This window comes from Sphaerisporangium sp. NPDC049003 (genome assembly GCF_043197795.1).
Lineage (GTDB): Bacteria > Actinomycetota > Actinomycetes > Streptosporangiales > Streptosporangiaceae > Sphaerisporangium.
Genome location: NZ_JBICTU010000023.1, coordinates 49835 through 61865, shown reverse-complemented (window position 1 = coordinate 61865; position 12031 = coordinate 49835). Strand labels below are relative to the sequence as shown.

Below are 12031 nucleotides of genomic sequence, written 5' to 3'. Positions count from 1 at the left end.
AGGTGTGCCGGCGAAGGCCCTGGTGTAGGGCCTAGCCGTTCCTTCGGCGGGGGTCCGCCTTGCGCTGGGGTTCGGGCTTTCGCTGGGGCTCGGGCCTGCGTGCGGGATCCGCCTTGCGGGGGGCCTCGTCACGCAGGGGCCGCCTGTCGGCGGCGTCCTGGTGGTCGGGAGCCGGGCGCGAGACGTCTCGCGCCCGCATCGCCGTGATCGCCGTGATCTGCAAGCTCTGCAGTGCCATGCCCGGATCCTAGTATCCGATCAGAAGATGAGACCGCCCCACGGCTTGGTCTCCCACGACATCGCCGCCGAAAGGGCCCGTACCGCGCCCGGACGGGTCTCGCGGATGACGCCGGCCGCCTCGTAGGCCCCGAGTGTCCGCCCACCGAGGTAGGCCGCGCCCAGCACGCTGACCGGGAGTTCGACGTCCGCCGGGTCGTTCGTACGGGCGCAGGTCGCCCCGGTGGCGTCGGCCGACAGCCGCCATCGTCCCGCGTTCCAGGGGCACACGGTGTCCGCGACGTCGAGGACCACGTCCACGGGCGCGGAGTAGGCCCGGTCGGGCAGCGCCCTGCCGGCGTCCACCACGCGCACCCACATCTCGTCGACAAAGGCCGCGTTCAGCATGCGGGGCTCGGCGAGCAGGTGCATGATCGGATCGTCGGCCGGGCGGTTGGACGCGTACACCCGGGAGCACAGGTCGCGGTCGAGCACGTGCCTCCACAGCAGGGCGTATGCCGCGGGGTCGAGGCCGAACAGGTCTCTCAGCCGAACCTCGCCGTCGGCCACGTCGTGGTCGGTGTAGTCGGCCTTGAGCCGGAAGAGGGCGTATCCCCTTGGTCCCGCGTCGTCCTCCGCGATCACGCAGCGCAGCGTGGTGGCTCCGTAGCGGCTGCTCTCGTCGTCGTCCAGCATCGCGTCCCACCGCTCCGGGGAACGGGCGTACAGGCCGGGGCGCGTGGTCACGACGCTGTCGAACACCTTCTCGATGTCGGCCCGCGCCGCGGCGGGCCGTACGACGCGCAACCTGAGCGAGGGGTCGGCCGGCGCGTACGGCACGAACTCGGAACCCCGCTTGGGGATGCGGAGGACCAGGTTGTCGGAGGCCCTGCCGTAGCCGTACCGGCCGTAGATCGCGCCCTCGGAGGCGTACAGCACCGCGACCGCCTCGCCGCTCTCGTGGAGATCGGCCAGCTGGCGCCGCATCAGCGAGGACAGGACGCCCCGGCGGCGGTGGGAGGCCAGCACCGCGACGCCCGTCACGCCGCACACCGGCCGCCGGCCGCCCGGGACGGTCATGGTGAAGCTCAGCCCCATGGTGCTGCCGACGAGCAGGTCGCCGTCGTAGGCGCCGAGAGACCTGTCCCACTCGACGAGGGCCCTGAACTGCCCGGCGCGGGGCTCCGTGGCGTCCATCGCGAACGCCTCCTCGTCGATCACGATCCATTGGTCCCACTCTGAGTTCTTGATCGGGCGGATGACCGGGTTGAGCTGCGGGCTTGGTTCCGTGTTCACCCGATTAACGTTATGGCCGGGCAAACCGGATCGGCCACCTAATATCCCCGTTTAATGATCAAGGTCTTGGTCAAGTCGGCTGCCTAAAGTGCAGACGGGCAGATAGAGTCGGGTGCATCATGACTTCCCGTCCGGCGCCGCTGATCCCCCCACGGCTCCGCGCGATCCTGGTACGCATCCCGTTCCTGGTGCGGATCGTGCGATTCCTCCGCAGGGGACCGCTGGCGCGTGACCGGAATCTCCTCATCACCCTGAGTGTGCTCACCCTCCTGCTCGGCGGCCTCGCCGCGAGGGTGTCGACCGAGTGGTTCTCCCCGAGCCTGTTCATCCTCGTCATCCTGGTGGGCGGCCTTCAGCTCAGGCTGCGCAGCCTGGTCGTCCTCGCCGGCGCCGTCGGCGTCGCCCTCGGCTACATCGCCGTCGTGCTCGGCGTCGGGTCCGTGGGCGCGGGGTTCCTCGTGACCATCGGGTTCACCACGGTCCTGGCGGTCCTGATGGCCCGCACCCGCGGGAAGCTCGGCGTGCAGGGCCTGCGCGGCGACGTCATGCTCCTGGAGCTCAGAGACCGGCTGAAGAGGCAGGGAGAGCTGCCGCGGCTGCCCACCAAAGACTGGGGCTCGCGCGTCGTGCTCAAGCAGGCGGGCGGCTCCTCGTTCGGCGGCGACTTCCTGGTCTCCATGCGTCACGGCGACATCCTGGAGATCGCGCTGGTCGACGTCTCGGGCAAGGGGGTGGACGCCGGCACCCGCGCGCTCATGCTCTCCGGCACCTTCGGAGGGCTGCTCGGATCGGTCGACTCGTTCCTGCCGGCCTGCAACGCCTATCTCCACCGCCAGCCCGAGGGGGAGGGCTTCGTCACGGCCGTCCACCTGCGCCTCGACCTGTCCACCGGGGCCTACGACATCACCTCGGCCGGTCACCCGCCCGTGGTCAAGTTCGACGCGGGCACCGGCACCTGGCAGGTGTCGGCGGCCAAGGGCGTGGTGCTGGGCGTCGTCCCCGACCTGCACTGCGAGCCCGACAGCGGAGTGCTCCACAAGGGCGACGCGCTCATGCTCTACACCGACGGCCTGATCGAGCAGCCCGGCCGCGACATCGACTCGGGGCTCGACCGGCTCCTCGGCGAGGCCGAGAGGCTCGTGCCCTCGGGCTTCTACGACGGCGCACGGCCCCTGGTCAACTCCATGTCGGCCGGGCACAACGACGACTGCGCCCTGATCCTCATCTGGCGCCCGTAGGGCTCCGCCGTCACAACCAGCCCGCCTCGGCCGCGATGCGCACGGCGTCGGCCCGGTTGCGCGCACCGGTCTTGCAGATGACGCGCGACAGGTGGTTTCGGACCGTTCCCACCGACAGATAGAGCTTCGCGGCGATCTCCTTGGAGGCCGCACCCTGCGCCGCGATGCGGAGCACGTCCAGCTCGCGAGGGGTCAGAGGGTTGTCCGCCGAGGTCAACGCCGCGATGGCGAGGTCGGAGTCCACGGCCTTGCGCCCGGCGGCGACCCGCCTGATGCCGTCCGCGAGATGCTCCGGCGCCACGTCGATGCTGAGGAAGCCGAGCGCGTGCGCGGCGAAGGCCCGCCGCACCTGCCCGGGATTGGGCTGCGCGGACAACAGGAGCACCTTGCAGCCAGGGGCCTTCTCGTGCAGGCGGGCCGCCGCGGTGAGGCCGTCGACGTCGGGAAGGTCCACGTCGATCACCGCCGCATCCGGGCTGAGCTCCAGAGCTGCCGGCACGATGTATTCGCCTGAGGCGACGTCGGCGATCACCATGAGATCCTTCTCTCCGTTCAGTGATGCCACCAGCCCTCGGCGAACCAGCGGGAGATGCTCGGCAACCAGGATGCGTATCAAGGTGCTCCCTTGGGTGGCCTTGGAACAGATCGGGCAAATCGCGCTTCGCCCTTTCATATCCCACGGTGTCTACATGATTGCTTACCGTCAATGCAGTCTCCCGATTCGGTCCACCTCGCGCAAGTCACTCCTACGGTTGGTCGTTGACAGGTGATTTCACGGCCCGGCCGGAGTCGCCGCCGAGTTCGGTTACTCTCAGACGGGGCAATGTAAACAGAAGGCATCTTCTCCGCAGGTGGGGGTAGCACCTATGAGCTGGCTCATCGTGGCCGGGTTTCTCATCTTCTTCCTGGGGATGGCCCTGTCCATCGGCCTGCACGAGCTGGGGCACCTCGTCCCGGCCAAGATCTTCGGGGTCAAGGTCACGCAGTACATGGTGGGTTTCGGGCCCACCATGTGGTCGCGGCGCCGCGGCGAGACCGAATATGGCATGAAGTGGATTCCGCTCGGCGGCTACATCCGCATGATCGGCATGCTGCCTCCGAAGCCCGACGCCGATCCCACCAAGCTGCGCGGCATGTCCACGGGGCCGTGGCAGGGGCTCATCGAGACCACCCGCCAGGCGTCCCTGGAGGAGGTCGGGCCAGGTGACGGCGAGCGGGTCTTCTACCGCAAGCCCTGGTGGCAGAAGGCCATCATCATGTCGGGCGGGCCCGCCATGAACTTCGTGCTGGCCTTCGCCCTGTTCGCCGTGGTGATCATGGGGTTCGGCGTCCAGGTCACCAAGCCGATCGTGGCCGGGATCCCCGAGTGCGTCATGACCCAGGCCGAGCAGGCGAAGGGCCAGAAGTGCACTCCCTCGCACCCGCGGAGCCCCGCCGCGGCCGCCGGGCTGCGGGTGAACGACAAGATCGTCGCTGTCGGCGGGAAGCAGGTGGCCTCGTGGGAGGAGGCGACGAAGATCATCCGGATGCACGGCGCCGGGCCCATCGCCATCGGCATCGAGCGCGGCGGCAAGCCCATGACGCTCAACGCGAACCTGATCGCGCAGGACCGCCCGTCGATCGACGACCCGGCGAAGATCGACAAGGCCGTCGGCTACCTGGGCGTCAGCGCCACCGTCGTCCTTGAGAAGCAGGGCCCCGGTTACGTCGCCGGCGTCATGTGGGACGTGACCAAACGCAGTGCCCAGGCTCTCGGAAGGTTCCCCGAGAAGCTCGTCGGGGTCTGGCACGCCGCCTTCGGCGGGGGTGAGCGCGATCTCAACAGCCCGATGAGCGTCGTCGGCGCGGGCCGCATCGGCGGCGAGATCGCCGCGGCCCCCGTCCCGGTCGAGAACAAGATCTCCGGGCTGCTCCAGCTTCTCGCCGGAGTGAACCTCGCAGTGGGCCTGTTCAACCTCATCCCGCTGATGCCCCTTGACGGCGGCCAGATCGCGGGCGCGCTCTGGGAGGGCCTCAAGCGGGGGTACGCCCGGGTCCGCCGGCGTCCGGCTCCCGGGTACGTGGACATCGCCAAGGCCCTGCCCCTGACCTACGCCATGGCGGCCGTGCTCCTCGTGATGGGCACCCTGCTCATCTACGCCGACATCGTCAACCCGATCCGCCTGGCGGGCTGACCGGCCGCCCCGCCCCGCCCCGGCCGGCCTTCAGCCGAGCCGGGCCGGGCCGGGAGTGGCTAGTACATCGAGACGTGCACGTGGTCGAAGTGGTTCGCGGTGACGCCGCCGCGGTTCGACATGGCCCGCCAGCCGGGGAATCCCAGGTTGTAGATCCGCTGCTTGTAGATCACGTACTTCACACCCAGCTTGCGGCCGTTCTTGATGACCCAGGCGGCGACCTGGTCGCCCAGCGCGGCCTCCGCGGCCGAGGGCATCGCGCCGCCGGAGCTCAGCATGAAGTCGCACGCCCGGCCCAGCGGGTGCTCACCGCCGTCGTTCTCCGCGCGGTAGCAGCCGACCGGGAAGCTCAGGGAGAAGTGGTCCTTCACCTCGGCGCGCATCAGCCGCGTCCTCGGGGTGATGTTGTCGCCGCCGGTGGGGAGCTCGGGAGCCCATGACCCGTTCGCCCGCTTGCCCGGCGCGGTCGGGACGAGCTGGTCGAGCTTGTCCTTGATCTGCCCGATCAGCTTCTCGGCGTCCTTGCGCTGGGCGGTCACCTCCACGACGTCGTCGCGGAGCTGCTTGGTCAGATCGGCCGCGTCGTCGGCGGCCTTCTTGCGGGCGTCCCTGGCCGAGGTGAAGCCCACCAGCTTGGCCGACTGCTCGGCCTGGAGCTGCTGGAGCATGGCGGCGTCACCGTAGCCCGGTGACATGAGCTCGCCCACCATGCCGAGGCCGCCCGCCTGGTAGCGGAGCTGGGCGATGTCGCCGACCTGTTCCTGCGCCGCCTTGAGGTCGGTCTCGGCGTTCCGCAGGCGCTCGCGTGCCGACTTCTCGGCCGCCTTGGCCTTGGCGACGGCGACGCGCTTGGCGTTGTACTCGCCGATCAGTTTGTCGACCTTCTTGCCGAGGTCGGCAAGCTGCGACTTGAGCTGTTTCTCTGAGGGTTTCGGGGCGGCGTTTCCCGCCGTCGTCTGGCCGAGCAAGAGCCCGGCCGCGGTCAGAACGCTGGCGGCCACGTAGACGTAGCGGCCCGAAGTCGGGGGCAGAGCCCACTCCTCTCCATCTGCCGACCGGGTTAGCTGACGGGTTCGGGCCGGAGTCGCCCTACCACGAAGTGGATTCACCCCAAGAACCATTGGGTCCCCGGTTCCCAGGCGGGACACCTGGGATTAGGCGCACCGGCCGATGCGGCCGGTGTGCGATGGATGGTAGTGGTAAAGACCTGATTATGGCGACTTTGAGGTGGAAATCACCCGAGGTCATCCTGGGACCGGAGCAGCCGGGCCGCCTCCTCGGGGAGGACGTCGTTCACGAAGGCGCCCATCGCGGACTCCGAACCGGCCAGGTACTTCAGCTTCTCCTTGGCCCTCCGGATGGTGAACAGCTGGAGGTGCAGGTAGGCCAGGTCGCGCCCTGTGCGGACCGGGGCCTGGTGCCAGGCCGCGACGTAGGGCATCGGCACGCCGAACAGGCCGTCGAGCCGCCTGAGCACCTCGGTGTAGAGAGGGCCGAACGCCGCGCGCTCCTCGGCGTCCAGCGAGCACAGGTCGGGGACCTGGCGGTTCAGGTAGACGTTCACCTCGAACGGCCACCGGGCCGCGGCCGGGACGAACGCCGTCCAGTAGTCGTTCGCCGCCACCAGGCGCGTCTCGTCCTTGCGCTCGGCCTCCAGCACGTCGGCGAACAGGTTGCCACCCGTGCGGTCCCGGTAGCGCTCGGCGGAGGCCAGCATCTGCCGGGTGCGGGGCGTCACGTAGGGATAGGCGTAGATCTGCCCGTGCGGGTGGGACAGTGTGATGCCGATCTCGGCGCCCCGGTTCTCGAAGCAGAACACCTGCTCCACGCCGGGCAGCGCCGAGAGTTCGGAGGTACGGTCGGCCCAGGCCGTGAGGACCAGGTCGACCTGGTCGGGGGAGAGCGTCGCGAACGACGACCCGTGCTCGGAGGTGAAGCACACCACCTCGCAGCGGCCGAGGCCGGGCCGTACCTCGCTCAGTCCGCCCACCTGCTCGTAGTCGCCCGTGTGGAAGCTGAAGGACGGGAACCGGTTCTCGAAGACGGCGACGTCGTACTCGGCGGACGGGATCTCGGTCGGCCGGCCCGGAGCCGAGGGGCACAGGGGGCACTCGGCGGCGGGAGGCAGGAACGTACGGCTCTGCCGGTGACCGGCGACCGCGACCCACTCGTCCATGACCGGGTCGTGGCGCAGCTCGGACGCCGGAGGGCGCGGCGGCAGCTCACGGGTGTCGGGCGCGCCGCGGTCGGCGTCGTCGCGGCGGTCGAAGTAGATCAGCTCGCGGCCGTCGGCGAGGCGGGTGGCCGTGCGCTTCACTGGGCCACCACCTGCGGGGCACCGGCGGGGTCGGTCAGGATCAGGGTGCCGACCTGGTCGGACAGCGTCGACCTGGCCTCCTCGGGCAGGCCGGTGTCGCTGATCACGACGTGGGCCTCGTCGAGCTTGGCGATCGTGCTGATGCCCACCGTGCCCCACTTGGTGTGGTCGGCGAGCACGACGAGCTGCTGCGCGGCGGCGACCAGCTCGCGGTTCGTCTCGGCCTCCAGCAGGTTGGGAGTCGTGAACCCCGCCCGGGAATTCATGCCGTGCACGCCGAGCATGAGCGTGTCGACGTTCAGCCGGCGGATGGCGGCCACGGCGACCGGGCCCACCAGCGCGTCCGACGGAGTGCGCACTCCTCCGGTGAGCACCACGGTCTGGTCGGGACGACCCGACCGGTGGAAGACGTCGGCGACCTGCACCGAGTTGGTGATGACGGTCAGCTCGGGGATGTCGGCCAGATGGTGGGCGAGCGTCCACGTGGTCGTGCCCGCCGACAGCGCCACGGCGGTGCCGGGGCGTACGAGCTCGGCGGCCCGGCGCGCGATGGCCTCCTTCTCGGCCTGCTGGCGCACGGACTTGGCCGCGAACCCCGGCTCCTCGGTGGACCCGGCGCCCGTGGCCGTGGCGCCGCCGTGCACCTTCTCGATCAGCCCGCGCTCGGCCAGGACCTCCAGGTCGCGGCGGATGGTCATATCGGACACCCCGAGCTCGCGGACCAGGTCGGCGACCCGTGCCGCGCCGTTCCTGCGAACGCGCTCGAGGATCGCCTGCTGCCGTTGCTGGGCCAGCATCGTGCTCTCCTCTTCAACAGATTCCAACAAATTATCGCACGTTACTAACGGTCCAATGTTGAGAATTGATGGCGGAGAGCTCACAACGGGGACGCCGCGGGTATGACGTGACGCGGTGCGCGTCTTTGACGTTTGGGCCTTGTACGGCTCCGCGACCGGGAGCAGTGTGGGTGGACGAGCCGCACGGAAAGGGGACCGCGAGATGGGAAGACGCGCGCGCAAGGGCAAGGCCCGCAGGAAGAAGAAGGCCAACCACGGCAAGCGGCCGGTCTCCCGCTGACCGTTCCTGTCGTCCGGAGTCGAGGGGTGGTGAGATCAGGACGAGGGTGCGCCGTCTCAGCCGCCGCGCCCCCACGCGGCGAGCAGGCGTGTCTGCGGGTCGGCGTCCTCGGGTGACGGCGGGCGTTCTTCTATCACCCCGGCCAGCCGGTAGGCCTCTTCCGCCCCGGCGAACCACTCCGCGCACACCTCGACCAGCTCGGGATCCAGGCGGTCGTCCCCGCCGATCGCCGTGGCCATGTCCCAGGTGTGGATCAGCGTGTCCGCGAACAGTTCGGTGATGTACTCCCCGGCGGGGACGTCGCCGAACGACAGATGAACCGTCCGCGCCAGCAGGTCGTCCGGCTCCATCGCCCGCACCACGGCGGTGGCCGCGACGTCGAACGCCTTCACCGGGTCGTCGCCGAGCAGGTCGCCCTCGAAAAGGTCGCCCACCTCCGCGACGGTTCTGCCCGCCAGCAGCTCAGGTGCCCAGAGGGTCTCGCCCACCAGGTGGTCGACCAGGGTGTGCACGTCCCAGCCTCCGCACGCGGTGGGGAGCCGCCACTGGCCCGCCGTCACCTGGTGTACCTGCGAGCCGGCAGAGTCGAGGGCCCGCCGGTAGGCCTCCCGTATGTCCATCGTCATCATGCCCCTCCCGCGTCGTCGTCCCGACGTTAACCCGCCCGGAAGATCCCGTCAGGGGGAGGAAAGGGCGGGTTCGCGGCACCGCGCCGGTGAGGACACGAAGGGTCAGTCGAGCTGCCGGAGGGTGTCCTCGATCGCCCGGTGGAACGTCGGATAGGCGTAGATCATGGTCTTGAGCCGCTCGATCGGCATCCGCGCGTGCACGGCCAGCGTCAGCATGCTCAGCATCTCGCCCGCGTACGGCCCCGCGCTCGTCGCGCCGACCAGCACCCGCTCGTCCGCCACCAGCTTGACGAAGCCCTCGGCCCCGTGGATCCAGCCTCGGGCGGACGAGGAGAGCCGCGTGGACGCCGTTCGTACGGAGATGCCCTTCTCGCGCGCCTGGTGCTCGGTCATCCCCACCGCCGCCACCTCGGGATCGGTGAAGGTCACCCTCGGGACGGCGTGATAGGAGGCCGCCGGACCCGGCTCACCCAGGATGTCGGCCAGCGCGATCTTCGCCTGGTACGTCGCCATGTGGGTGAAGGCGCCCTTGCCCGTCACGTCGCCGAGCGCCCAGACGCCTTCGGCGGCGCGCATGTGCTCGTCGACCTCGATCGCGTGCGCGGACTCGTCGAGGCCGATCGCGCCGACGCCGAGCGCGGCGAGGTCGGACCGGCGCCCGGTGGCGACCAGCAGCTTCTCGGCCCGGTGGCTGCCGTCCTCGGTCATCACCGTGAAGGCGGACCCGTGGTGGTCCACCCGCGTGACCTTGGTGCCCGTACGGACCGTCACGCCCTCGCCGGCGAAGACCCTCGCGACCAGCTCGCACGCCTCAGGCTCCTCCGGGCCGAGGATCCGCTCGGCGGCCTCGATCACGGTGACCTCGGCCCCGAAACGGGCGAACACCTGCGCCAGTTCGGCCCCGATCGCACCGCCGCCCAGCACGATGAGCGACTCGGGCACCTGCTCGGCCTCGATCGCCTCGTGGTTGGTCCAGTACGGCGTGCCCGCGAGGCCCGCGATGGGCGGGATGGAGGCCTGGGATCCCGTGGAGATCACTGTGCCGCGGCGGGCGCGCAGCACGCGCGTGCCGTCGACCGTGACCTCCTTCGGCCCGGTGATCCGGCCACGGCCCCGTACCAGGGTGCCGCCCTTGCCGGTGAACCGATCGGCGGCCACCTTGTCGTTCCAGCCGTCGGTCGCCTCCTCACGGATGCGACGGGCCACGGGGGCCCAGTCGGGCGAGACGGCCGCCTCGCCCGCCATTCCGGGGATCCGCCTGCCCTCGGCGAGCAGGTCGGCCGCCCGGATCATCATTTTGGACGGGACGCATCCCCAGTAGGGGCACTCACCGCCCACGAGGTTGGCCTCCACCCCGGCGACGGCCAGACCCGCCTCCGCCAGGCGCTCGGCGACGTCCTCGCCGCCCGGCCCGAGACCCACGACGATGACGTCGAACTCTTCCATTTCCGCATCCATGGCCTCCCCCTGCCCAGGGGATATGGCGCCGACACGGACGCCGCCAAGATCCTCTGAAGTCCCGGGCGGGGTGCCGTCAGCCTCTGATCGGGCCGCCGCGCCAGACCGGCATCGGCTGACGGCCGGCGGCGACGTCGAACGCGGCGCGAGCCAGAAGGCGGGTCGAGTCCAACGTGGGAAGCGGGGAGGACTCGGGCGTCACCAGCAGCGGGATCTCCGTACACGCCAGGGCCACCGCGTCGCAGCCGCGCGCTGCCAGCTTCTCGATGACGCGGACGTACGCCTGGCGCGCGGCCTCGGTGAACACGCCGTTCACCAGCTCCTCGAAGATGATCTCGTTGACGACGCGCCGATCGCCCGCTTCCGGAACCTCGGCGGCGATCCCTCGTCCGGCGAGCGCCCTGGGATAGACCGGGCCGTCCATCAGGTATCCGGTCCCCAGCACGCCGACGCGCGTACGGCCGTCGCGCGCGGCGCGAGCGGCGACCACCTCGGCGATGTGCAGGCCTGGCAGGGCGAGGTCCTCTCCCTGTAGTTCGAGGGCCATGTGGGCGGTGTTGTCCGGGCAGACGAAGAAGTCCGCGCCCGCACGGTCGAGCCGCTCCACGCTCACCGACAGTGTGGCCCTGATCGAGCCGTGGTCTCCCGCGTCCCATGCGGGCATGCTGCGGGCCATGGCGATGAGGTCGACGGTCACGTCGGGGTGGTCGTGGGGACCCAGCCGGCGGAATCCCTCCTGGCAGAAGGTGCGGAAGCAGAGCGCGGCCCCTTCCGCGCTGTGGGCCAGGATGCCGAGATGCTTCATGGTGGCCGTTCCTCCTTGTTCGTGCTGGCGAACATTCGTCCAGTAAAATGAACACTATAGCCAGTTGTTCGTCAAAGCGAACGAAACGACCTATGGAGCGAACATCTTGGGTAAGGGCTCACCCGGTGATGGCGGGAACCACGACCTGATCTCTCTGATCGCGGCGTCGATCCGCCGCGAGCGCGACCGCGCCGGGGTCTCCCTGACCGAGCTGGCCAGGCGGGCGGGCATAGCCAAATCCACGCTGTCCCAGCTCGAATCGGGCGCCGGCAACCCCAGCGTCGAGACCCTGTGGGCGATCGGCGCCGCGCTCGGCGTGCCGTTCAGCCGGCTGGTCGACCCTCCGAAGCCCGACGTGCGGGTGATCCGTGCGGGGGAGGGGCCGGTCATCCACTCGGAGCAGGCCAACTACGCGGCCACGCTGCTCGCCTCCTGCCCGCCGAACGCCCGGCGGGACCTCTACCGGATCGTGGCCCAGCCGGGCGAGCCCCGGGTCTCCGATCCGCACATGCCCGGCACGATCGAACACGTTGTGCTCGCCACCGGCCGCGCGCTGGCGGGCCCGGCCGAGGAGCCTGTCGAGCTCGGCCCGGGAGACTATGTCGTCTTCCCCGGCGACACGGCGCACATCTACAGGGCTCTCGAACCGGGCACCACGGCGGTGATCGTCATGGAGCACATCTGAGGTCTCACGCGCCCGCTTCACAAGGACGCGCCGGCGAAAGAAACAGAAAACGAGGCTGGGGGAAAACCGAGGCCCAGGTCGCCTTGACCTGGCGCACATCCCGAGTCGGCGCGGTGTGCGAACGAGCAAGCCGCTC

At 70.0% G+C, this 12031-nt stretch carries 13 protein-coding genes and 1 riboswitch; of the genes, 4 read left to right on the top strand and 9 right to left on the bottom strand.

From position 1 onward, the window contains the following. Window positions 1–31 precede the first annotated feature (31 nt). A complete protein-coding gene (locus ACGFIV_RS24720; protein WP_358546716.1) occupies window positions 32–238 on the bottom strand; it encodes a hypothetical protein in 207 nt (68 codons plus the stop codon). A gap of 20 nt (window positions 239–258) precedes the next feature. Further along, a complete protein-coding gene (locus ACGFIV_RS24715) occupies window positions 259–1512 on the bottom strand; it encodes a GNAT family N-acetyltransferase (RefSeq protein ID WP_392837903.1) in 1254 nt (417 codons plus the stop codon). Window positions 1513–1631: 119 nt separating this feature from the next. Between ACGFIV_RS24715 and ACGFIV_RS24710 the strand changes: the two genes are divergently transcribed. After that, complete coding sequence (locus ACGFIV_RS24710; RefSeq protein ID WP_358546722.1) at window positions 1632–2750, top strand: PP2C family protein-serine/threonine phosphatase; 1119 nt, start codon at window positions 1632–1634, stop codon at window positions 2748–2750. A 10-nt stretch (window positions 2751–2760) separates the two neighbouring features. Here the strand turns inward: ACGFIV_RS24710 and ACGFIV_RS24705 are convergent, their stop codons facing one another. Next, window positions 2761–3423, bottom strand: coding sequence for a response regulator transcription factor (locus ACGFIV_RS24705; RefSeq protein ID WP_358546725.1), 663 nt, complete (start codon window positions 3421–3423; stop codon window positions 2761–2763). 193 nt (window positions 3424–3616) lie between these two features. Here ACGFIV_RS24705 and ACGFIV_RS24700 point away from each other — a divergent pair, with 193 nt between their 5' ends. Next, a complete protein-coding gene (locus ACGFIV_RS24700; protein ID WP_358546728.1) occupies window positions 3617–4924 on the top strand; it encodes a site-2 protease family protein in 1308 nt (435 codons plus the stop codon). Between the two features lie 59 nt (window positions 4925–4983). On the opposite strand, the gene ACGFIV_RS24695 is transcribed toward ACGFIV_RS24700, so the two are convergent. The 3 genes from ACGFIV_RS24695 to ACGFIV_RS24685 form a co-directional block, all read right to left on the bottom strand. Continuing rightward, entirely contained in the window at window positions 4984–5925 is a 942-nt protein-coding gene (locus ACGFIV_RS24695) for a hypothetical protein (RefSeq protein ID WP_358546731.1), read from the bottom strand. Between the two features lie 34 nt (window positions 5926–5959). Next, a riboswitch (cyclic di-AMP (ydaO/yuaA leader) is annotated at window positions 5960–6095 on the bottom strand. 63 nt (window positions 6096–6158) lie between these two features. Then, window positions 6159–7241 carry a galactose-1-phosphate uridylyltransferase gene (gene galT / locus ACGFIV_RS24690; RefSeq protein WP_392837899.1) on the bottom strand — a complete coding sequence of 361 codons (1083 nt, stop codon included), beginning with the start codon at window positions 7239–7241 and terminating at the stop codon, window positions 6159–6161. Next, a complete protein-coding gene (locus ACGFIV_RS24685; protein ID WP_392837978.1) occupies window positions 7238–8038 on the bottom strand; it encodes a DeoR/GlpR family DNA-binding transcription regulator in 801 nt (266 codons plus the stop codon). Before ACGFIV_RS24685 ends, galT begins: the two co-directional genes overlap by 4 nt. A gap of 202 nt (window positions 8039–8240) precedes the next feature. Here ACGFIV_RS24685 and ACGFIV_RS24680 point away from each other — a divergent pair, with 202 nt between their 5' ends. Next, window positions 8241–8318 (top strand): 50S ribosomal protein bL37, encoded by a 78-nt coding sequence (locus ACGFIV_RS24680; protein WP_392837977.1) that lies wholly within the window; start codon window positions 8241–8243, stop codon window positions 8316–8318. 56 nt (window positions 8319–8374) lie between these two features. On the opposite strand, the gene ACGFIV_RS24675 is transcribed toward ACGFIV_RS24680, so the two are convergent. The 3 genes from ACGFIV_RS24675 to ACGFIV_RS24665 form a co-directional block, all read right to left on the bottom strand. After that, window positions 8375–8944 carry a TIGR03086 family metal-binding protein gene (locus tag ACGFIV_RS24675; RefSeq protein ID WP_358546736.1) on the bottom strand — a complete coding sequence of 190 codons (570 nt, stop codon included), beginning with the start codon at window positions 8942–8944 and terminating at the stop codon, window positions 8375–8377. 105 nt (window positions 8945–9049) lie between these two features. After that, window positions 9050–10393 (bottom strand): NAD(P)/FAD-dependent oxidoreductase, encoded by a 1344-nt coding sequence (locus ACGFIV_RS24670; RefSeq protein ID WP_358546739.1) that lies wholly within the window; start codon window positions 10391–10393, stop codon window positions 9050–9052. A gap of 88 nt (window positions 10394–10481) precedes the next feature. Further along, on the bottom strand, window positions 10482–11210 hold the full coding sequence (locus tag ACGFIV_RS24665; protein ID WP_358546741.1) for an amino acid racemase: 729 nt from the start codon (window positions 11208–11210) through the stop codon (window positions 10482–10484). A gap of 106 nt (window positions 11211–11316) precedes the next feature. Between ACGFIV_RS24665 and ACGFIV_RS24660 the strand changes: the two genes are divergently transcribed. Next, complete coding sequence (locus tag ACGFIV_RS24660; RefSeq protein ID WP_358546743.1) at window positions 11317–11895, top strand: XRE family transcriptional regulator; 579 nt, start codon at window positions 11317–11319, stop codon at window positions 11893–11895. The last annotated feature ends 136 nt before the right edge of the window (window positions 11896–12031 follow it).